Raw genomic sequence first — 21,344 nt, forward strand, 5'->3', positions numbered from 1 at the left:
GCCACCCTGCCCCGCCCACCCCGAACAGTCCCAAGATCAGTGAGAGGAGCCAAAAGGATGGCCAAGGATCACGCAACAGGGCCGGAAGACTACGAGGCAATGATCGAGGAAGTCCTCGAAGCCTATCCGGACAAGGCGAAGAAGCGCCGCGCCAAGCACCTGACGGTGTCGAAGGCGAGCGACGAGGAACCCGATGCGACGACCGGCATCGCCTCGAAGTGCGACACCCAGAAATCCAACATCAAGTCCGTTCCGGGCGTCATGACGATCCGCGGCTGTGCCTATGCCGGATCGAAGGGCGTGGTCTGGGGGCCGGTCAAGGACATGGTCCACATCTCTCACGGCCCCGTCGGCTGCGGGCAGTATTCGTGGTCCCAGCGCCGCAACTACTACATCGGCAAGACCGGGGTGGATTCGTTCGTGACGATGCAGTTCACCACCGACTTCCAGGAAAAGGACATCGTCTTCGGCGGCGACAAGAAGCTGGCCAAGACGATCGACGAGATCGAAGAGCTGTTTCCGCTGTCGAACGGCACCACGATCCAGTCCGAGTGTCCCATCGGCCTGATCGGCGACGACATCGAGGCCGTCGCCCGCCAGAAGCACAAGGAGCACGGCAAGACGATGGTGCCGGTGCGTTGCGAGGGTTTCCGCGGCGTGTCGCAGTCGCTGGGCCACCATATCGCCAACGACGCGGTGCGCGACTGGGTGTTCGAGAAGGGCGAAGGCGCCGGTGCGGGCTATGAGCCCGGACCCTACGACGTCAACGTCATCGGCGACTACAACATCGGCGGCGACGCCTGGGCCTCGCGAATCCTGCTGGAAGAGATGGGCCTCAACGTGGTCGGCAACTGGTCCGGCGACGCCACCCTGGCCGAGATCGAACGCGCGCCGAAGGCAAGGCTCAACCTCATCCACTGCTACCGGTCGATGAACTACATCTGCCGCTACATGGAAGAGAAGTACGGCATCGGCTGGATGGAGTACAACTTCTTCGGCCCGACCCAGATCGCCGCCTCGCTCCGCGCCATCGCGAAGAACTTCGACGCGACGATCCAGGAGAACGCCGAGAAGGTCATCGCAAAGTACCAGCCGCTGGTGGACGAGGTCATCGCCAAGTATCGCCCGCGTCTCGAGGGCAAGTCGGTCATGCTTTATGTCGGCGGCCTGCGTCCGCGCCACGTCGTCACCGCCTACGACGACCTCGGCATGGTGATCGCCGGCACGGGTTACGAGTTCGGCCACAACGACGACTACAAGCGCACCGGCCACTACGTGAGGGAAGGCACGCTGATCTACGACGACGTCACCGGCTACGAGCTGGAGAAGTTCATCGAGAAGATCCGCCCCGACCTCGTGGGTTCCGGCATCAAGGAGAAGTACCCGGTGCAGAAGATGGGCATCCCGTTCCGCCAGATGCACTCGTGGGACTATTCCGGCCCCTACCACGGCTACGACGGCTTCGCGATCTTCGCGCGCGACATGGACATGGCGATCAACTCGCCGGTCTGGACCATGTACGACGCACCGTGGGAGGCCCAGGCCATCGCGGCAGAGTGACGGGCGGCGCCGCGGCCCGGGCCGGCGCGGCGGGTCGGTGACCCGCCCGGCGGACAGAGGGTCGCGGCGCGGACAGCGGGGCCAGAGGGCCCACCCCGCGGAGGGCGGACGCCGCCCTCCCCATCTCCAGAACTGTTCTTCCACACCAGGCGCGTCTCGGAATGCGGACGGCCAACAGAAGGAATACATCCATGCCCCAGTCCGGCGACAAGGTGCTCGACCACGCACCGCTCTTCCAGCAGCCCGAGTACAAGGAGATGCTGGCCAACAAGAAAGTGAACTTCGAATGCGGCCATCCCGACGAGATGGTCAAGGAAATCGGCGACTGGACCAAGTCCTGGGAGTATCGCGAGAAGAACCTCGCCCGTGAGGCGCTGACCGTGAACCCCGCGAAGGCCTGCCAGCCGCTGGGCGCCGTGTTTGCCGCCCAGGGCTACGAGCGGACCATGCCGTTCGTGCACGGCTCGCAGGGCTGCGTCGCCTACTACCGCTCGCACCTGAGCCGTCACTTCAAGGAGCCGTCCTCCTGCGTGTCCTCCTCGATGACCGAGGACGCGGCGGTCTTCGGCGGGCTGACCAACATGGTCGACGGGCTTGCCAACACCAAGGCGCTGTACGATCCGAAGATGATCGCCGTCTCGACCACCTGCATGGCCGAGGTGATCGGCGACGACCTCAACTCCTTCATCCAGCAGGCAAAGCAGAAGGGATCGGTGCCGGACGACTTCGACGTGCCCTTCGCCCATACGCCGGCCTTCGTGGGCTCCCACGTGGACGGCTATGACAATGCGCAGAAAGGCATCCTGCAGCACTTCTGGGAAGACGGCACCCGAGTCGAGGCCGACCGGATCAACGTGATCCCCGGTTTCGACGGCTTCGCCGTGGCCAACAACCGCGAGATCCGCAAGCTGCTGGAGGCTATGGGTGTCGACTTCACCTTCCTGTCGGATGTCTCGGACGTCTATGACACGCCGTCGGACGGCGCGTTCCGCATGTATGACGGCGGCACGAAGCTCGAGGACGTGAAGGCGGCGCTGAACGCCAAGGCCACGGTGTCGATGCAGGAATACTGCACGCCGAAGACGCTGGAATACGTTGCGGCGAAGGGCCAGCAGACGGTGGCGCTGAACTACCCGATGGGCGTGCAGGGCACCGACGAATTCCTGATGAAGGTCAAGGAGCTGACCGGCAAGGACATCCCGGAGGCGATCCGCATGGAACGCGGGCGCCTGATCGACGCCATCGCCGACAGCCAGGCCTGGCTGCATGGCAAGACCTTCGCGATCTACGGCGATCCGGACTTCGTCTACGGCATGACCCGCTTCGTGATGGAACTGGGCGGCGAGCCGGTGCACTGCCTTGCCACCAACGGCGGCAAGAAGTGGGCCAAGAAGATGGAGGCCCTGCTGGCCTCGTCCCCCTTCGGCAAACAGGGGCAGGTCTGGGCGGGCAAGGACCTGTGGCACATGCGGTCCTTCCTGAACACCGAGCCGGTCGACCTGCTGATCGGCAACTCCTACGGCAAGTACCTCGAACGGGACACCGGCACGCCGCTGGTCCGGCTGGCCTTCCCGATCTTCGACCGTCACCACCACCACCGTTTCCCGACCATGGGCTACCAGGGCGCGCTGACGGTGCTGGTGAAGCTTCTCGACACGATCTTCGACAAACTCGACGACGACACCATCGTGCCGGGCGAGACGGACTATTCCTACGACCTGACCCGCTAAGACGCATATCGTGCAGCAAAGGACCGGCGGGGGCAGCCCCGCCGGTTTTTCGTTTCCCGCCTCGCAGCAGAGTTCGCCGGGAGCGGCCTGCACCTCCTTGGCGTATGCGCCGGGATGAAGCGGGTCAGCCGCCCGGTTTGCGGAACAGGCGCGTCTGCTCGAAGAGGCTGTCGAGCCGGTCGAAGCGGTCGCGGGTGGCGGGCCAGCGTTCCTCCTGCGCGGCGGCGATCAGCGCCTCCAGCAGCATCATGGTGGAGATGTTGGAATCCCAGGCGGAGGGGATTTCCACCCAGCAGTTGAAGCTTTGCGTGGCGAGGTCGGCGATCGGGCTCGACCACTGGTCGGTGAGCAGGACCACGTTCACGCCCTTGGCGCGCGCCAGTTCGGCGAGCCGCAGGAGGTTCGATTCGTAGCGCCGGATGTCGAACATCAGGAGCGTGTCGCCCTCTTCCATGTCGAGCAGGTAGTGCGGCCAGTTGGCCGAGGCGGAGGTGAGATGGATCACCTTCGGACGCACCGCCTGCAGGTGGGTGAAGGCGTAGTCGGCCAGCGCATGGGTGATCCGGCCGCCGACGATGAACAGCGTGTGGCCGCTGTCGGCAAGCAGGTGGGCGGCGGCGTCGAAGCTGTCGGAGGAGAGGTTGGAGAAGGTGGTCTGGATGTTCTGCGTCACCGCCTTGGCGAAGCGGTTGAGCAGGTGCGATTCCGGCGCCTCCGCCGCCCAGTTGGCGCGGCGTTCGGTGGGGCCGGAGACCTTGGCCTGCAGTTCCTTCAGCAGGGCCTGGTGGAACTGCGGGAAGCCCTTGAAACCCAGTTTCTGCACCATGCGGGCGATGGTGGGGGTGGAGGTGCCGGTTTCCGCCGCGACGATGGTGATCGAGGCGAGCCCCGCCGCCGGATAGTTTTCCAGAAGCGCGTTGGCGGCCTTGCGTTCGGAGGCGGTCAGGCTGGTGTAATGCTCCCGGATCAGGTCGCGGACGGTGGCGTTGGGCTGCGTCAAGGTCGGTCCCCCCGGGCGTGTGCTTCAGCATTGGGCTGCGGTGGCGGGGCGCGCCGGAAATCCCCGGCCCGCCCTTGAAGAAATATTGACACAAGCTGCGCGGATGTGGAGAGTTTTCTTCAAAGAGGGGAGAAAAGGATGTCCGAAGGGCCGGGCGAAGACCGTCTGAACGTGGTCGAGGTGGTGAACGGGGCGGGGCGCGGCGGCGTCCTGCTGATCTGCGAGCATGCGTCGGCGGCCATACCGGCACGGTTCGGGGACCTTGGCCTGACGGCGGAGGCGCGGGTCAGCCATGCGGCCTGGGACCCGGGCGCGCGCGACCTGGCGGCGCTGCTGTCCGCCGAGCTCGATTCGCCGCTGGTGGCGGGGACGGTGTCGCGGCTGGTCTACGACTGCAACCGCCCGCCGGAGGCGCCGGGCGCCATGCCCGCGCGGTCGGAGGTCTTCGACGTGCCGGGCAACGCCGGTCTGACCGATGTGCAGAAGGCCGAGCGGGTGGAGACGGTCTATCGCCCGTTCCGCGCCGCCGTCGAAGCCCGGCTCGACGCGGCGCGCGCGGTGGTGACGGTGCACAGCTTCACCCCGGTGTTTCACGGTGCACCGCGCGACACGGAGATCGGCCTCCTGCACGACAACGACGCGCGGCTGGTGGACCTGATGCTGGCGCATGCGCCCGAGGGCCGCGTGGTGCACCGCAACCGCCCCTACGGTCCGGAGGACGGCGTGACCCATACCCTGAAGGCGCACGCCCTGCCTCGCGGCCTGCCCAACGTGATGATCGAGGTCCGCAACGACCTGCTGACCACGCCGGAGGACATCCGGGCCGTGGCGCGCCACCTAATGGCGATGCTGACCCCGGCGCTGGAGGCCACATGCCCCGCGTCCTGATCGGTTTCGTCCGCGCCATCGAGGCGATGAACCGCGCCATCGGCCGGGTCGCCATGTACCTGATCTTTGCGCTGATCGGCGTGCTGCTGTGGTCCTCGGTGTCGAAGGTGGCCTTCCTGCCCTCGCTCTGGACGCTGGAGACGGCGCAGTTCGTCATGGTGGCCTACTACATCCTCGGCGGGCCCTACTCGATCCAGCTTGGATCGAACGTGCGCATGGACCTGTTCTACGGCAACTGGACGGTGAGGCAAAAGGCCTGGGTCGACGCCTTCACCGTGCTGTTCCTGATGTTCTACCTCGGTGTTCTGCTTTATGGCGCGCTGGGATCGCTGGCCTATTCCATGGGCTACTTCGGGATGCAGCCGCTTGATTACTTCTTGGAATTCTTCGGGGCGCTCCTGACCGGCGGGATCGACGGCGCGGCGGAAAAGCTGGGCTTTCTCGAACGGTCCTCGACCGCGTGGCGCCCGATGCTGTGGCCGATCAAGCTGGTGCTGGCCTTCGGCATCTTCCTGATGATTCTCCAGACACTTGCAGAGCTGATCAAGGACATCGGCCGCATCCGCGGGGTAGAGATCTGATGTCCTATGAAATGATCGCGATCACCATGTTCGCCGGCATGATGCTGATGCTGATGACCGGCCAGCGCGTGTTCGGCGCCATCGGTTTCGTGGGTGCGCTGGCGGGGCTGCTGCTGTGGGGCACCGGGGGCGTCGACGTGCCCTTTGCCGCCGCGATGAAGCTGATGAAGTGGTATCCGCTGCTGACGCTGCCGATGTTCATCTTCATGGGCTACGTGCTGTCGGAATCGAAGATCGCCGACGACCTCTACAAGATGTTCCACGTCTGGATGGGGCCGGTCCGCGGCGGTCTGGCGATCGGCACCATCGGCCTGATGGTGCTGATCTCGGCCATGAACGGCCTCAGCGTCGCGGGCATGGCCATCGGCGCCACCATCGCGCTGCCGGAACTGCTGCGCCGGGGCTACGACAAGATCATGGTGACGGGGGTCATCCAGGCCGGGTCGTCGCTGGGAATCCTCGTGCCGCCCTCCGTCGTGCTGGTGCTTTACGCGATGATCGCGCGGCAGCCGGTGGGCCAGCTCTGGCTCGCGGGGGTGATGCCGGGCCTGATGATGGCGACGCTCTTCATCATCTACATCTACGTGCGCTGCCGCCTGCAGCCGGAGCTTGGGCCGGTGCTGCCAAAGGAAGAGCGCGACGTGCCCATGTCCGAGAAGCTGCGCCTGCTGCGGGCGGGCATCCTGCCGCTGGTGATCTTCTTCGTTATGATGTTCCCCTTCGTGAAGGGCTGGACATCGCTGGTGGAAAGCTCGGCCATCGGGGCGCTTGCGGCCTTCGTCGCGGCGGTGCTGAAGCGGCGGATGACCCGCGAGGTGTTCGAGACCTCCGTCCGGCAGACGCTGGCCATTTCCTGCATGTTCATGTGGATCATCCTCGCCGCACTCGGCTTCGGCGCGATCTTCGACGGGCTGGGCGCGGTGCGCGCCATCGAGAACCTGTTCACCGAGCAGCTTGGCCTTTCCCCCTGGATGATCCTGATCCTCATGCAGCTGTCGTTCATCGTGATGGGCACCTTCCTCGACGACACGGCGATGCTGGTCATCGTGGCGCCGCTTTACGTGCCGCTGGTGGGCGAACTGGGGTTCGACCTGATCTGGTACGGCGTGCTTTACACGATCACCACGCAGATCGCCTACATGACCCCGCCCTTCGGCTATAACCTGTTCCTGATGCGGGCCATGGCGCCGCCGGAAATCGGGCTGACCGACATCTACCGCTCGATCATTCCCTTCGCGCTGGTCATGGTCTGTGCACTGGCGCTGGTGATGGCCTTCCCGCAGATCGCGCTCTGGCTGCCGGACCTGGTTTACGGAAAATAACCCTCAGAAGCCCCGTACAGGGGACGCATTTCAACAAGGAGACTGGATATGACGACCTCACGCAGAAAGTTCCTGAAGACCGCAGGTGTCGGCGTTGCCGCCGCACCGCTGGCCGCGCCCGCGCTGGCGCAGTCCACCATCACCTGGCGGATGCAGACCTACGCCGGTGCCGCGCTGGCCGAGCACGTGGTCAAGCCCGCCATCGACACCTTCAACAAGATCGCCGGCGACCGGATGCAGATCGAGCTGTACTTTGCCGACCAGCTGGTGCCCACGGGCGAGCTGTTCCGCGCCCTGCAGCGCGGCACCATCGACGCGGTGCAGTCCGACGACGATTCCATGGCCTCGCCGACCGAGGTCACGGTCTTCGGCGGCTACTTCCCCTTCGGGTCGCGCTACTCGCTCGACGTGCCGGTGCTGTTCAACCAGTACGGCCTCGACGAGATCTGGAAGGAAGAATACGCCAAGGTCGGGGTCAAGCACATCTCGGCCGGGTCCTGGGACCCCTGCCACTTTGCCACCAAGGACCCGATCAACAGCCTTGCCGACCTTGAGGGCAAGCGCGTCTTCACCTTCCCGACCGCGGGCCGCTTCCTGTCGCAGTTCGGCGTCGTGCCGGTGACGCTGCCGTGGGAGGACATCGAGGTCGCGGTGCAGACCGGCGAGCTGGACGGCATCGCGTGGTCGGGCATCACCGAGGACTACACGGTGGGCTGGGCCGACGTGACCAACTACTTCCTGACCAACAACATCTCGGGCGCGTGGATCGGCCACTTCTTCGCGAACATGGGCCGCTGGGAAGAACTGCCCGAGGACCTGAAGCTCCTGTTGACCACCTGCATGGAGCAGTCGCACTACTACCGCCAGTGGTGGTACTGGGGCGGCGAAGCGTCCCTGCGCGTCCACGGCGAGAAGATGCAGCTGACCTCCATCCCCGATGCCGAATGGGACCAGGTCGAGCAGGCCGCCCAGAAGTTCTGGGACGAGATCGCGGCGGAGTCGGAGACCAAGGCGAAGGTGGTTGAGATCTTCAAGAAGTACAACGCGGACATGGCCAAGGCGGGCCGTCCGTACCGCTACAACGTGTGACACCCCTGCCCCGGCGCGCATGCGTGCCGGGGCGCCTCTGAAAGGACGACGACATGCCCGGCCCTATCTCTTTCGATGAACTCAAGGCACAGGTCGACGGCGGCCTCGTGGACACCGTGCTGGTGTGCGCGGTCGACATGCAGGGCCGCCTGATGGGCAAACGCTTCCACGCCGGGCACTTCGTCGCCTCGGCCTGGGAAGAGACGCACTGCTGCAACTACCTCTTTGCCACCGACATCATGATGGCCACCCCCGAAGGCTACGAGTCGACCTCGTGGGAGAAGGGCTATGGCGACTACGTCATGAAGCCGGACCTCTCGACGCTGCGCCCGATGCCCTGGCTCGAAGGCACGGTGATGGTGATGTGCGACATTCTCGACCACCACACCCACGAGGAGGTGCCCCACACCCCGCGCGCCATGCTGAAGGCGCAGGTCAAACGGGCGGAGGCCATGGGCTTCACCCCGATGATGGCGACCGAGCTGGAATTCTTCCTCTTCGAGAAGTCCTACCCGGAGATCCGCAAGTCGGGCTTCCGCGCGCTGGAGACGCTGGCGGGCTACAACGAGGACTACAACATCATGCTCACCACACGGGAGGAGCACGTGCTGCGCCCCGTGCGGAACCACCTGTGGGCGGCGGGCATCCCGATCGAGAACTCCAAGGGCGAGGCGGAGACCGGGCAGGAAGAGCTGAACATCAAGTACGCCCCCGCGCTCGACACGGCGGAGTACCACACCATCGCCAAGCACGCGATCAAGGAGATCGCCCACCAGCAGGGCCACGCGGCGAGCTTCATCGCCAAGTGGCACGAGGACAAGGTCGGCTCGTCCAGCCACGTCCACATGTCGCTGTGGGAGGGGGGCACGCCCGCCTTCTTCGACGAGGCGGACAGCCTCGGCATGTCGGGGCTGATGAAGCACTACGTCGCGGGCCTGCTGAAGTACGCGCCCGACGTGACCTATTTCCTCGCCCCCTACATCAACAGCTACAAGCGCTTCCAGGTCGGCACCTTCGCCCCCACGCGGGTGATCTGGTCCATCGACAACCGCACCGCGGGCTTCCGCCTGTGCGGCGAAGGGACCAAGGGCGTGCGCATCGAATGCCGCGTCGGCGGGTCGGACCTGAACCCCTACCTCGCCATGGCGGCGCTGCTCGCGGCGGGCCTGAAGGGCATCGAGGACAAGCTGGAACTGGAACCCGCCTACACCGGCGACGCCTATTCCGGCAACGCCTCGCGCCTGCCCGGCACGTTGCGGGACGCGCGGCGCGAGCTGCTGCAGTCGGAGATGCTGCGCGAGGCCTTCGGCGACAAGGTCGTGATCCACTACGCCCGCGCGGCGGAAGTGGAGATCGAGGATTTCAATCGCGTCGTGACCGACTACGAGATCGCGCGCGGATTCGAGATGTCGTGACCGGGCGGACCCGCCCCGGGACCCCCGAACTGATCCAGAGGATGGAATGACAAATACCCTGAAATGTATCTCGCCCATCGACGGCAGCGTCTTTGCGGAACGTCCGGTGCTGTCGCTGGACGAGGCGAAGTCCGTGGCGGCCAAGGGCCGTGCGGCGCAGGCCGCATGGGCGGCGCGCCCCCTTGAGGAGCGCACCCGTCTCGTGATGGCCGGTGTCGCCGCCGTGGGCGAGATGAACGACGAGATCGTGCCGGAACTGGCGCACATGATGGGCCGCCCGGTCCGCTTCGGCGGGGAGTTCGGCGGCTTCAACGAGCGCGCCTCCTACATGGCGGGCATCGCGGAGACCGCGCTGGCGCCCATCGAGGTCGGCGAGGACGCGACCTTCAAGCGCTACATCAAGCGCGTGCCGCTGGGGCTCGTCTTCGTGGTGGCGCCGTGGAACTACCCCTACATGACGGCGATCAACACCGTCGCGCCGGCGCTGATCGCGGGCAACACGGTGATCCTGAAGCACGCCACCCAGACCCTGCTGGTGGGCGAGCGCATGGCAAAGGCCTTCCACGCGGCGGGCGTGCCGGAGGAGGTGTTCCAGAACGTCTTCCTCGACCATGACACCACGTCCGACCTGATCGCGGCCAATGCCTTCGACTTCGTGAACTTCACCGGCTCCGTCGGCGGCGGGAAGGCGATGGAGCGCGCGGCGGCGGGCACCTTCACCGGCACCGGGCTGGAGCTGGGCGGCAAGGACCCGGGCTATGTCATGGAGGACGCGGATCTGGATGCCGCCGTCGACACGCTGATCGACGGTGCGATGTTCAACTCCGGCCAGTGCTGCTGCGGGATCGAACGGATCTACGTGCACGAGTCGCTGTTCGATGCCTTCGTCGAGAAGGCCGTGGCGGTGGTGAAGGGCTACAAGCTGGGCAATCCGCTGGACAAGGAGACGACCATCGGCCCGATGGCCAACGTCCGCTTTGCCGCCGAGGTGCGCGCCCAGATCGCCGAGGCGCTGGACGGCGGGGCCGTGGCCCATATCGACACCTTCGCGGAGGACGACGGCGCCGCCTACCTGACGCCGCAGATCCTGACGAACGTGACCCACGACATGCGGGTGATGCGGGACGAGAGCTTTGGCCCCGTGGTCGGCATCATGAAGGTTAAGGACGACGAGGAAGCCATCCGCCTGATGAACGACAGCGACTTCGGGCTGACCGCCTCGCTCTGGACCTCCGATCTGGAGCGAGCCGAGCGGGTCGGCGACCGGATCGAGACCGGGACGGTGTTCCTGAACCGCGCCGACTACCTCGACCCCGGCCTGTGCTGGACCGGCTGCAAGCAGACCGGGCGCGGCGGCGGCCTGTCGGTGATCGGCTACCACAACCTGACCCGGCCGAAGTCCTACCACCTGAAGCGGCTCGGCACCGCATGACATCGGCGCGCCTTTTGGCCGCCCCCCTGAACAACGCATATATCGAGAAGGTGACCACATGAGTCTCACCGGAAACTGGTCCTACCCGACCGCCATCAAGTTCGGCGCAGGCCGCATCAGCGAACTGCCCGGCGCCTGCGCGCAGGCGGGCATCACCCGGCCCCTGCTGGTCACCGACCGCGGGCTGGCCGACCTGCCGATCACGGCGCAGACGCTCGACGTTTTGGAACAGGCGGGCCTGGGCCGCGCGCTGTTCGCGGAGGTCGACCCCAACCCCAACGAAAAGAACCTGGAGGCCGGGGTGAAGGTCTACCGCGACGGCGGCCATGACGGCGTGATCGCCTTCGGCGGCGGCTCCGGGCTCGACCTCGGCAAGATGGTGGCCTTCATGGCCGGGCAGACGCGCCCGGTCTGGGATTTCGAGGACATCGGCGACTGGTGGACCCGCGCCGACGCGGCGGCCATCGCGCCCATCGTCGCCGTGCCGACCACCGCCGGGACCGGATCGGAAGTGGGGCGCGCCAGCGTCATCACCAATTCCGAGACGCACGAGAAGAAGATCATCTTTCACCCGAAGGTGCTGCCAACCGTGGTGATCTGCGATCCGGAGCTGACCATGGGCATGCCCGCGATGATCACCGCCGGGACGGGCCTCGATGCGTTTGCGCATTGCGTGGAGGCGTTCTCCTCCCCGTTCTACCACCCGATGAGCCAGGGCATCGCGCTGGAGGGGATGCGGCTGGTGAAGGACTACCTGCCGCGCGCCTACCAGAACGGCCAGGACCTCGAGGCGCGGGCGCAGATGATGTCGGCGGCGATGATGGGGGCGACGGCCTTCCAGAAGGGTCTCGGCGCGATCCACGCCATGAGCCACCCCATCGGCGCGCATTTCAACACCCACCACGGCACGACCAACGCCGTCTGCATGCCGTCGGTGCTGGACTTCAACGCCGGTGCGATCCGCGAGCGGTTCGACCTGGCCTCGGCCTATCTGGGCATCGAGGGCGGCTTTGACGGGTTCCGCGCCTTCGTGCAGGAGCTGAACGACAGCCTCGGCATCCCGCGCCGCCTGTCGGACCTGGGCGTGACGGAAGACGCGATCCCGGCGCTGGTGAAGGGCGCGATCACCGACCCGTCCTGCGGCGGCAACCCTGTTGAACTGACCGAGGCAAACCTCGAAGAGCTGTTCCGCACGGCGCTCTGACGCCTGCGAGAGACGTCTGTGCCCGGCAGCCCGCCCGCCGGTCACATTCCCCGGAGGCCGTGGCACGGATCGTGCCGCGGCCTCTTCCTTTGCGATTACCTTTGCGTGACCTGACGGATCAGGACCGGCGGCGCTTGCCCTTGGTGAGCGTCTTGGGTGACAGGCGGCGGGCGTTCGCCCCGGCGCTGGCCTCGATCGGGGCGAGCGCCGCTTCCATCACCGCGCCATAGCCTTTCTGCCCTGCCGCGGCGCGCATCGCGGCCTCGGTGGCGCGCATGAAGGCGGAGGGCTTCTCGAACACCATGCGCGTGGCTTCGACCGGCTTCATCGTGCCCATCGCCATCTGCGCGACCCGCACCTGGATCACCGTCCCGGCCGAGATCATCACCCGCGCCCCCGCCAGCGTGGCCCGCTGCCATTCGACGGCGGCTTTCATCATGTCTGGATACATTTCTCGACACTCCTGTCGTTGCATTGGGAAACCCCGGGCGCGGCCTGTCAGTTCCCCGACATTGTCGTCTTTCGCCGGCTTATTTGTCGGGTGACGTGCCAGCCGGCAGCGCGCGGGGCACTTGGCACACCGCGTGCTTGAGTTTCCCCGAAGCAGAGGGGATGCGCCATGACCGATGCACTGAAATCCAGGATCGCGGACGTGTTCGACGAACCGGCCTGCGGGACCAACGTGTCCAAGTCGGAGCAACAGCGCAAGAAGGGCTGCGCCAAGCCGCTGACGCCCGGCGCGGCCGCCGGTGGCTGCGCCTTCGACGGGGCGAAGATCGTCCTGCAGCCCATCGTCGACGTGGCGCACCTGGTGCATGCGCCCCTCGCCTGCGAGGGCAACGGCTGGGACAACCGGGGCGCGGCCTCGTCGGGGTCCGAACTTTACCGGATCGGCCTGACCACCGACATGACGGAACTGGATATCGTCATGGGCTACGGCGAGAAGAAGCTGTTCCGCGCGATCCGAGAGACGATCGAGAGCCAGAACCCTCCGGCGGTCTTCGTCTACGCGACCTGCGTGCCCGCACTGATCGGCGACGACATCGACGCGGTCTGCAAGGCGGCGACGGCGAAATTCGGCGTGCCCTGCATTCCGGTCAACGCGCCGGGCTACGTGGGGTCGAAGAACCTCGGCAACAAGCTGGCGGGCGAGGCGATGCTCGATCACGTGATCGGCACGATGGAGCCCGCCGAGACCACGCCCTGCGACATCAACATCGTCGGCGACTACAACCTGTCGGGCGAACTGTGGCAGGTGAAGCCGCTGCTCGACCGGCTGGGCATACGCATCCTCGGCTCCCTCGCCGCCGACGCGCGTTACAAGCAGGTGGCGATGATGCACCGCGCACGTGTCACGATGATGGTCTGTTCCAAGGCGCTCATCAACGTCGCCCGCAAGCTCGAGGAGCGTTACGGCATCCCCTACTTCGAAGGGTCGTTCTACGGCATCTCCGACACTTCGGATTCGCTTCGGGAGATGTGCCGGATACTGGTGGAGCGCGGCGCGGACCCCGGCCTGCGGGACCGTTGCGAGGCGCTGATCGCCGAGGAAGAGGCGGCCATCCGGGCGAGACTCGCCCCCTACCGCCCGCGCGTCGAGGGCCGGAAGGTGCTGCTTTACACCGGCGGACACAAGTCGTGGTCGGTGGTCGCGGCACTCCAGGAGCTGGGAATGGAGGTCATCGGCACCTCTGTCCGCAAGGCGACGGAGGATGACAAGGGCCGCGTCGTCGAGATCATGGGCGACGACAAGCACATGTTCGACAACATGGCGCCGAAGGACATGTACCGCCTGCTGAAGGACGCGGGCGCCGACATCCTGATGTCGGGCGGGCGGTCGCAGTTCGTGGCCCTGAAGGCCAGGATGCCCTGGGTCGACGTGAACCAGGAAAAGCACGAACCCTATGCCGGCTACATGGGGATGGAGGATCTTGTCCGCGCCATCGACCGCGCGGTGAACAACCCCATGTGGGCCGAACTGAGGGAGCCCGCGCCCTGGGACCTGCCGCTGACCGCCGGGCGCACGCTGCCCGCGCCCGCAGGCCCCTGCCCCGTGACCGGCATTCCCGCCGGTCCGTCGAGACCCGTGACTCTGGTGCCCCCGCTGCCGCCGTTTGCATCCCCGCCGGCCGCGGGCGGCCCAGCGGTCACGGACTTCGCCTCCAGCCCCACCGATTTCGAGGATTGCTGAGATGGCGAAGCTCATCCACCCGAAACGCGCCCTGTCGACCATGCCGCTGAAAAGCTCCGCACCGCTGGGGGCGGCCATGGCCTACCTCGGGATCGAGCGGGCGATCCCGCTGTTCCACGGCTCGCAGGGCTGCACGGCCTTCGCTATGGTCCACCTCGTGCGGCACTTCAAGGAGGCCGTGCCGCTCCAGACCACGGCGATGAACGAGGTGTCGACCATCCTCGGCGGTGCGGATCAGATCGAGGAGGCCATCGAGAACCTGCGCAGGAAGGCCGCGCCCTCCTTCATCGGCATCGCCTCCACCGCGCTGACGGAGACCCGGGGCGAGGACGTGCCGGGCGAGTTGAGGGAGATCCTGTTGCGGCGCACGGATTTCGCCGACACGGCGGTGGCCTATGCCTCCACCCCCGACTTCGACGGGGCGTTGCAGGACGGCTGGGCGAAGGCGGTGGAGGCCATCGTCGGGGCGCTGGTGCCCCGCGTGACAGAGCGCGACGTGGACATGCGGCAGGTGACGCTGCTGGCCGGATCGCACCTGAGCCCGGCAGAGGTGGAGGAACTGGTGCGGATGATCCGCGCTTTCGGACTGTCGCCCGTGGTCCTGCCGGACATCTCGACCTCGCTCGACGGGCATGTGTCGGACGACTGGTCGGGCTGCTCGCTCGGGGGCACAACTTTGGCCGACATCGGCCGGATCGCCCGGAGCGCCTTTACCCTCGCGGTGGGCGAGAGCATGCGCAGGGCCGCGCAGATGCTGGAGGACCGCACCCTCGCGCCCTTCCGTGTCTTCCAGTCGGTCACCGGGCTGAAGCCGGTCGACGCCTTCGTGCGCACGCTGATGGGGCTTGCCGGCGTGCAGGACCCGCCCCCGTCGATCCGGCGCGACAGGGCCCGGCTGATCGACGCGGCGCTCGACGCACATTTCCACACCGGCGGGCTGCGTGTGGCCATCGGCGCCGACCCGGACCTGCTGTTCTCCCTCTCGAATGCTTTGGCCTCGATGGGGGCAGAGGTGGTCGCCGCCGTCACCACGTCGCAGCACACGCCCCTCGTCGACCGCATCCCGTCCGGGGAGGTCATCCTCGGCGATCTGGGCGACCTTCAGCGCGCGGCTCAGGCGGGCGGCGCCCAGCTGCTGCTGACCCACAGCCACGGCCGCCACGTCGAACACGCCCTGCACATCCCCCTCGTGCGCGTGGGGTTCCCGGTCTTCGACCGCATCGGCGCGCAGGACGTCTGCCGGGTCGGGTACCGGGGCAGCCGCGCCTTCCTCTACGAGATCGCGAACACCGTCCAGTCCATCCACCACCGCGCGCGCCCCGAGGATTTCGGCGCCGCGCCCATCCCAGAGGAGTTCGAGCATGTCCCGCACGCTGCGCGTCATTGACACCACCGGACCGGCCAGCGAACCGGCCCCGGGCGAGACGCCCCTGCGCATCGCCATCGCCACCAACGACATGGCGTATCTCGGTGCCCATTTCGGCTCGGCGAAGACCTTCGCCGTCTATGACGTCTGGAAGACCGGCCACCGTTTCGTGGCGGCGCATGCCTTCGACAACGTCACGAAGCAGAAAGGCAGGCACGACGACCAGGACGACAAGATCACCCCGAAGGTGGAGGCGCTGAACGGCTGCGCCCTGTTGTTCGCGCTGGCCATCGGCGGCCCCTCGGCGGCGAAGATCGTGCGCGCGGGCATCCACCCGATCAAGCGCAAGGACCCGGAGCCGATCGAAGAGGTGCTGGAGCAGGTCAAGGTGATGCTGAACGGCACGCCCCCACCCTTCCTGCGCAAGATCCTCGGGACCGAGGACAAGCCCGATTTCATGGACGAATACGAGACAGAGGAGACCGTCTGATGACCACCGAGACCCTTGAGGCCGAGCGCGGTGGCGCGATGGTCGACAGCCCCTTTCTCAGCCAGCTTGCCGCGGTGATCCGCGCCGAGGACAGCTATGGCCAGTGGGACGACAAGACCGATGCCGACATCATGGCAGAGTTCATCGTCACCCGGGAGGAGCGCCGCGAGATCCCGATCATCGGCGATCCGGACCCGGACGTGATGTGGCGCGTGACGAAGTTCTACGACGCCGTGGGCCTGCTGATCGAGAAACGGACCGGCTGCATGGCCTCGCAGATGCAGAAGATGAGCCACGAAGGTTTTGGCCGGATCGTGCTGCTCGCGGGCAAGCTGGTGGTGGTGTCGAAGCACCTGCGCGACATCCACCGTTTCGGCTTTCTCTCGTGGGAGGCGCTTGCCGAGGCAGGCGAGCAGATGGTGGCGAAGGCCGTCGAGACCATCGAGGCCTATCCCGACGCCGCGAAGGCCTGAGAGATGGAACTGCCGCGTCTTCCCGAGCGGTTCACGCCCTTGACGTGGCTGAGGCCGCGCGCGGCGGCGAAGGCCCCCTGTCCGGCCGCCCCGAAGGAGGCGGAGACCGCGCCGCGCTGCTGCAGCCCCTACGTGCAGATCAGGCCGCTCTGTCCCTTGCAGTCCGCCCGGACCGCCTGCGCCTGCACCGTGAAACCTGCGCCTCCGGTCGTGCTGGCGCGGCCGCGGGGACGCACGCCCCTCTCGCGCCACCTGCGCGGATGCTGACGAAAGGACCCCGCCATGACTGTCGAAGAGCTTGAAAAGAAGGTGAAGAGGCTGTCGATGCGCTCCACCGACGCCAAGATGAACCTGCACGACCTCTCTGAAGAACTGCCAACCGACTGGGAGAAGATACCCGAGGTGGCACAGGAGACCTACGAGGTGTTCCGCGATCTGGCTGCCGCCCGCAGGGATCTCAAGGCAGCGAAGCAGGCGGAGGCCGGGGCATGAGCGTCGTGGCCTACACCCGGGGCGGCGCGGCCTATGTGCCGGAGTTCCTCATGTCCATCGACCCGGCCAAGTGCATCGGCTGCGGGCGCTGTTTCAAGGTCTGCGGCCGGGACGTGATGACCCTGCACGGCCTGACGGAGGACGGCACCCTCGTCCGCCCCGGCACCGACGAATACGACGACGTCGAGGACGAGATCGTGAAGTCGGTGATGCACATGATCGGGCCGGACAACTGCATCGGCTGCGGCGCCTGTGCACGCGTCTGCCCTTCCGACTGCCAGACCCATGCGGCACTGGACTGAACCCTCCATTGCGGGCGGGGCCCCGGCGGGCCACCTCGCCGCGGCGATGCCGACCATTTCCGACATGGCCTGCATCCTCGACCGGGCGCTGGCAGAGCGGGAGGCCGGTCTCGGTCCCCTGACCGAGCGGCTGGGGCTGTCGGGGGCCGACCTCGCCGCGCTGCGCGACACCTGGGCCCCTGGCACCGCCCTGCCCGACCTCGACCTGCCTGCCCCCGACCGCCCTGCCGACCAACAGGCCATTGCGACGCTGATCCTGTGGCGCGCGCGGACCACGTCGCCGGAGGTCCGCTGGCTGGCGCAGATCCTCGCGCGGCGCGCGATGGAAGGACGGCATCTCTGGGAAGACCTCGGCCTCGTCTCGCGTGACGCGCTTTCGGAGCTGATCGCGCGGCACCTGCCGGGGCTGAAGGCCGCCAACGCGCAGAACATGCGCTGGAAGAAGTTCTTCTACCGGCAGATCTGTTCTGACACCGGGTTTGCGCTGTGCCTCTCGCCCACCTGCGACGACTGCGACGAACGGGCGGACTGCTTTGCCGATTGATGCCGCGGACCTGCTGGCCGGGGCCGAGGCGGCCCGGACAAGACCGGTGGAGAGCGCCGCCGCCATCGACCGGGCGCTGAAGGCCGCGCCGCACGATCCGGAGGTGCGGCTGGCGGCCTACCGCTTTGCCTTCTACGCCCACGACTACGCGCAGGCCCGCGCCCATGCCGGGGTGCTGGTCGCCCACGCCGCCCGGCAACTCAACATCGCCACCGACTGGCGGGCGGTGCGGCCCGGCGACGCCGCCTTCAGCGCGATGGAGTTCGCCCCCGGCCTCTACATGCAGGCACTGATCGCTCAGGGCTATTGCGCTGCACGGCTGGGCGCGCTGGACGAGGCGCGCGCGGTGCTGTCTCACGCCGCACGGCTCGACCCGACGGACCGCTTCGGCGGGGCGTGGCTGCTGCGGCATCTGGAGGCCGCGGGCGAGGACTGACGCGCCCTGCACGGTCACCGGCGCGGCGCCTTCGGTCCCCCGCTCTCCCCCGAACCTGACAGTGCGAAGAACATGCCAACCGACTGTCGGCTTCCGTCCAATCGGTTTTGTCCGTTCCCGACAATGGCGGGCAAGCCGCTGAAAACCCCGGGAAAGACCGGATGGCACGGTCCTTGCTTTAACAATCGCAGGACCAACCGACAGACCGGACAGGAGAAGGCACAATGATCGAGATCACCGAACCCGCCCGCAGCGCCATCAAGACGGCCATCGACGGCGCTGGCCAGCCCGTCGCCGGGCTGCGCGTCATGGTGCAGGGCGGCGGCTGCGCCGGCATGAAATACGGCATGGCACTGGAACTGACCGCCCAGCCGGACGACGCCATCGTCACCGCGGGCGAGGTCACCGTGCTGATCGACCCGGAAAGCCAGCCGCACCTGAGCGGCACCACCATCGACTTCGTGACCGGGCTGGAAGGCTCCGGCTTCGTCTTCGACAACCCCAACGCCTCCAGCTCCTGCGGCTGCGGCAAGTCCTTCTGCTGAGGAGCGCGGCCAATGTGGGATTACTCCGATAAGGTGAAGGACTATTTCTTCAACCCAAGGAACGCGGGCGCGCTGGCCGATGCCAATGCGGTCGGCGAAGTGGGCAGCCTGTCCTGCGGTGACGCCCTGAAGCTGATGCTGAAGGTCAACCCGGAGACCGACGTGATCGAGGACGCCCGCTTCCAGACCTTCGGCTGCGGGTCGGCCATCGCCTCGTCCTCGGCCCTGACCGAGCTCATCATCGGCAAGACCATCGCCGAGGCGAAGACCCTGACCAACCAGGATATCGCCGACTTCCTTGACGGGCTGCCGCCGGAGAAGATGCACTGTTCCGTCATGGGGCAGGAAGCGTTGCAGGCCGCCGTCGCCGCCTACACCGGGGAAGAGGTGGACGAGGACGACCACGAGGAAGGCGCGCTGATCTGCAAGTGCTTCGGCGTCGACGCCGGGATGATCGAACGCGCCATTCGCGGCAACAAGCTGACGACGCTGGAGATGGTGACCTTCTACACCAAGGCCGGCGGCGGCTGTAACTCCTGCCGCGAACCGCTCGAGGAGCTGCTGGCCGACGTGAACGCCGCAATGGTCGCCGAAGGCGCCCTGCGCGCGGACGAGGCCCATGTCTTCGGCTCGGCCCCGAAGCCGGTGAAGAAGAAGGCGCAGGGCTTCGTCATCCCCGACATGGCGCCCGCGCCGATGCCCCCGGCCAAGCCCTCGGCCCCGGTGCAGATCGCGATGCCGGAGGGTGGCTTGGCCGTGGCAGAGAAACCCGCCGCTCCCGCCGCCCCGGCGCCTGCCGCCCTGAGCCCGGCGAAAGAGGCGATCGCTGCCGCCCGCATCATCGAAGAGCTGCGCCCGGTCTTCCGCCGCGACGGCGGCGACGTGGAGCTTGTCGACATGGAAGGCAGCCTCGTGCTCGTCCATCTGACCGGCGCCTGTTCCGGCTGCCAGCTGGCGGCCCAGACGCTCGGCGGAATCCAGAAAAAGATCAGCGACGCGCTTGGCCGCCCGGTGCGCGTCATGCCCGTGGCGAAGACGTAAGGAGACGCAAGGATGCCCCCCATCTATCTCGACAACAATGCCACCACCCGCGTCTTCCCCGAAGTGGTCGAGGCCATGCTGCCCTACTTCTCGGAGCAGTTCGGCAATGCATCCTCGATCCATGCCTTCGGGGCGGAAGTCGGCGGCGCGCTCCGGCAGGCCCGGCGGTCGCTGCAGGCCCTGATCGGGGCCGAGTTCGACCACGAGATCATCTTTACCTCCGGCGGCACTGAATCGAACAACACCGCGATCCGGTCTGCCCTCCAGGTGATGCCGGGCCGGAACGAGATCGTCACCTCTGCCGTCGAACACCCCGCCATCCTGTCGCTGTGCGACTGGCTGGAGAAACACGAGGGCGTGGTGGTGCACCGCATTCCGGTCGACGGTCTGGGGCGGCTCGACCTCGACGCCTACCGCGCCGCGCTTTCCGACAAGGTGGCGCTGGTGTCCTTCATGTGGGCCAACAACGAGACGGGCACGATCTTTCCGGTCGACGGTCTCGCGGAGATGGCGCACGAACACGGCGCGCTGTTTCACACCGACGCGGTGCAGGCGGTGGGCAAGGTGCCGATGGACCTCAGGAACACCGAGATCGACATGCTCTCCCTGTCCTCGCACAAGCTGCACGGGCCGAAGGGGCTGGGCGCGCTCTACCTGCGCAAGGGCACCCGCTTTCGCCCGCTGCTGCGCGGCGGCCACCAGGAGCGCGGGCGCCGTGCCGGGACAGAGAACGCCCCGGCGATCATCGGCCTCGGTCGCGCCGCCGGGATGGTCATGTCGACCATGGCAGAGGACATGGCCCGCATGACGACGCTGCGCGACAGGCTGGCCAACGGCCTGATCGGCAGCATCGGCCATTGTTTCCTGACCGGCGACCCGCACGACCGCCTGCCCAACACCGCCACCGTGGCCTTCGAGTACATCGAGGGCGAGGCGATCCTGCTGAAGCTGAACGCCGCCGGGATCGCGGCCTCTTCGGGGTCGGCCTGCACCTCCGGATCGCTGGAACCGAGCCACGTCCTGCGCGCCATGAACATCCCCTTCACCGCGGCCCACGGCGCGATCCGATTCTCTCTATCGAGAGAAACAACCGAAAAAGAGATCGACTACGTGCTGGAGGTCATGCCCGGCATCATCGCCGGCCTGCGCGCCATGTCTCCGTTCTGGTCCGGAGACGGTGCGCAACCGGACGGCTTCCAGCCGGAATACGCCTGAGACCGCCCGATTTCGTGCAGCAAACACC

At 66.9% G+C, this 21,344-nt stretch carries 22 protein-coding genes; 20 read left to right on the forward strand and 2 right to left on the reverse strand.

The window, feature by feature from the left end:
* Positions 1-57 precede the first annotated feature (57 nt).
* Together nifD and nifK are read left to right on the forward strand one after the other, a co-directional pair.
* A complete protein-coding gene (gene nifD, locus ACU0DV_RS05080; RefSeq protein WP_446241169.1) occupies positions 58-1,560 on the forward strand; it encodes a nitrogenase molybdenum-iron protein alpha chain in 1,503 nt (500 codons plus the stop codon).
* Between the two features lie 191 nt (positions 1,561-1,751).
* Positions 1,752-3,290 carry a nitrogenase molybdenum-iron protein subunit beta gene (nifK, locus tag ACU0DV_RS05085; protein WP_283980736.1) on the forward strand — a complete coding sequence of 513 codons (1,539 nt, stop codon included), beginning with the start codon at positions 1,752-1,754 and terminating at the stop codon, positions 3,288-3,290.
* A 124-nt stretch (positions 3,291-3,414) separates the two neighbouring features.
* Here nifK and ACU0DV_RS05090 read toward each other — a convergent pair whose 3' ends face one another.
* On the reverse strand, positions 3,415-4,290 hold the full coding sequence (locus tag ACU0DV_RS05090; protein WP_100929795.1) for a MurR/RpiR family transcriptional regulator: 876 nt from the start codon (positions 4,288-4,290) through the stop codon (positions 3,415-3,417).
* A gap of 138 nt (positions 4,291-4,428) precedes the next feature.
* On the opposite strand from ACU0DV_RS05090, the gene ACU0DV_RS05095 reads away from it, so the two are divergent.
* Genes ACU0DV_RS05095 through ACU0DV_RS05125 form a run of 7 tightly spaced genes read left to right on the forward strand, consistent with a single transcriptional unit; the run spans position 4,429 to position 12,221 of the window.
* Positions 4,429-5,178: an N-formylglutamate amidohydrolase gene (locus ACU0DV_RS05095; protein ID WP_446241170.1), complete on the forward strand. Its 750-nt coding sequence runs from the start codon at positions 4,429-4,431 to the stop codon at positions 5,176-5,178.
* Positions 5,163-5,759 carry a TRAP transporter small permease subunit gene (locus tag ACU0DV_RS05100; protein WP_446241171.1) on the forward strand — a complete coding sequence of 199 codons (597 nt, stop codon included), beginning with the start codon at positions 5,163-5,165 and terminating at the stop codon, positions 5,757-5,759. Before ACU0DV_RS05095 ends, ACU0DV_RS05100 begins: the two co-directional genes overlap by 16 nt.
* Entirely contained in the window at positions 5,759-7,081 is a 1,323-nt protein-coding gene (locus ACU0DV_RS05105; RefSeq protein ID WP_100929792.1) for a TRAP transporter large permease, read from the forward strand. The genes ACU0DV_RS05100 and ACU0DV_RS05105 overlap by 1 nt, the downstream gene beginning before the upstream one ends.
* 48 nt (positions 7,082-7,129) lie before the next feature.
* On the forward strand, positions 7,130-8,170 hold the full coding sequence (locus ACU0DV_RS05110; RefSeq protein WP_100929791.1) for a TRAP transporter substrate-binding protein: 1,041 nt from the start codon (positions 7,130-7,132) through the stop codon (positions 8,168-8,170).
* 53 nt (positions 8,171-8,223) lie between these two features.
* The gene (locus tag ACU0DV_RS05115; RefSeq protein ID WP_446241172.1) at positions 8,224-9,585 is read left to right on the forward strand and encodes a glutamine synthetase family protein; all 1,362 of its coding nucleotides are present in this window, start codon (positions 8,224-8,226) and stop codon (positions 9,583-9,585) included.
* 46 nt (positions 9,586-9,631) lie between these two features.
* Positions 9,632-11,017 carry an aldehyde dehydrogenase family protein gene (locus ACU0DV_RS05120; protein ID WP_446241173.1) on the forward strand — a complete coding sequence of 462 codons (1,386 nt, stop codon included), beginning with the start codon at positions 9,632-9,634 and terminating at the stop codon, positions 11,015-11,017.
* A gap of 58 nt (positions 11,018-11,075) precedes the next feature.
* Entirely contained in the window at positions 11,076-12,221 is a 1,146-nt protein-coding gene (locus tag ACU0DV_RS05125) for an iron-containing alcohol dehydrogenase (protein WP_446241174.1), read from the forward strand.
* Between the two features lie 118 nt (positions 12,222-12,339).
* Here the strand turns inward: ACU0DV_RS05125 and ACU0DV_RS05130 are convergent, their stop codons facing one another.
* On the reverse strand, positions 12,340-12,672 hold the full coding sequence (locus ACU0DV_RS05130; RefSeq protein ID WP_100929787.1) for an antibiotic ABC transporter: 333 nt from the start codon (positions 12,670-12,672) through the stop codon (positions 12,340-12,342).
* Positions 12,673-12,840: 168 nt separating this feature from the next.
* On the opposite strand from ACU0DV_RS05130, the gene nifE reads away from it, so the two are divergent.
* The 11 genes from nifE (at position 12,841) to nifS (ending at position 21,316) form a co-directional block, all read left to right on the forward strand.
* Complete coding sequence (gene nifE / locus ACU0DV_RS05135) at positions 12,841-14,412, forward strand: nitrogenase iron-molybdenum cofactor biosynthesis protein NifE (RefSeq protein WP_446241175.1); 1,572 nt, start codon at positions 12,841-12,843, stop codon at positions 14,410-14,412.
* Position 14,413: 1 nt separating this feature from the next.
* On the forward strand, positions 14,414-15,799 hold the full coding sequence (gene nifN / locus ACU0DV_RS05140) for a nitrogenase iron-molybdenum cofactor biosynthesis protein NifN (RefSeq protein WP_446241176.1): 1,386 nt from the start codon (positions 14,414-14,416) through the stop codon (positions 15,797-15,799).
* Positions 15,774-16,268 (forward strand): nitrogen fixation protein NifX, encoded by a 495-nt coding sequence (gene nifX, locus ACU0DV_RS05145; protein WP_446241177.1) that lies wholly within the window; start codon positions 15,774-15,776, stop codon positions 16,266-16,268. The genes nifN and nifX overlap by 26 nt, the downstream gene beginning before the upstream one ends.
* Complete coding sequence (locus tag ACU0DV_RS05150; RefSeq protein WP_100929783.1) at positions 16,268-16,741, forward strand: NifX-associated nitrogen fixation protein; 474 nt, start codon at positions 16,268-16,270, stop codon at positions 16,739-16,741. The genes nifX and ACU0DV_RS05150 overlap by 1 nt, the downstream gene beginning before the upstream one ends.
* 282 nt (positions 16,742-17,023) lie before the next feature.
* Positions 17,024-17,233, forward strand: coding sequence for a CCE_0567 family metalloprotein (locus tag ACU0DV_RS05155; protein WP_446241178.1), 210 nt, complete (start codon positions 17,024-17,026; stop codon positions 17,231-17,233).
* The gene (fdxB, locus tag ACU0DV_RS05160) at positions 17,230-17,535 is read left to right on the forward strand and encodes a ferredoxin III, nif-specific (RefSeq protein WP_100929780.1); all 306 of its coding nucleotides are present in this window, start codon (positions 17,230-17,232) and stop codon (positions 17,533-17,535) included. The genes ACU0DV_RS05155 and fdxB overlap by 4 nt, the downstream gene beginning before the upstream one ends.
* Positions 17,519-18,079, forward strand: coding sequence for a nitrogen fixation protein NifQ (locus ACU0DV_RS05165; RefSeq protein WP_446241179.1), 561 nt, complete (start codon positions 17,519-17,521; stop codon positions 18,077-18,079). Before fdxB ends, ACU0DV_RS05165 begins: the two co-directional genes overlap by 17 nt.
* Positions 18,069-18,515 (forward strand): hypothetical protein, encoded by a 447-nt coding sequence (locus ACU0DV_RS05170; protein WP_446241180.1) that lies wholly within the window; start codon positions 18,069-18,071, stop codon positions 18,513-18,515. The genes ACU0DV_RS05165 and ACU0DV_RS05170 overlap by 11 nt, the downstream gene beginning before the upstream one ends.
* Positions 18,516-18,739: 224 nt before the next feature.
* Complete coding sequence (locus ACU0DV_RS05175) at positions 18,740-19,060, forward strand: iron-sulfur cluster assembly accessory protein (protein WP_283980748.1); 321 nt, start codon at positions 18,740-18,742, stop codon at positions 19,058-19,060.
* 12 nt (positions 19,061-19,072) lie between these two features.
* Positions 19,073-20,101, forward strand: coding sequence for a Fe-S cluster assembly protein NifU (nifU, locus tag ACU0DV_RS05180; RefSeq protein ID WP_446241181.1), 1,029 nt, complete (start codon positions 19,073-19,075; stop codon positions 20,099-20,101).
* Positions 20,102-20,113: 12 nt separating this feature from the next.
* Positions 20,114-21,316: a cysteine desulfurase NifS gene (nifS, locus tag ACU0DV_RS05185; protein WP_283980749.1), complete on the forward strand. Its 1,203-nt coding sequence runs from the start codon at positions 20,114-20,116 to the stop codon at positions 21,314-21,316.
* The last annotated feature ends 28 nt before the right edge of the window (positions 21,317-21,344 follow it).

Source organism: Sagittula sp. (assembly GCF_052825245.1).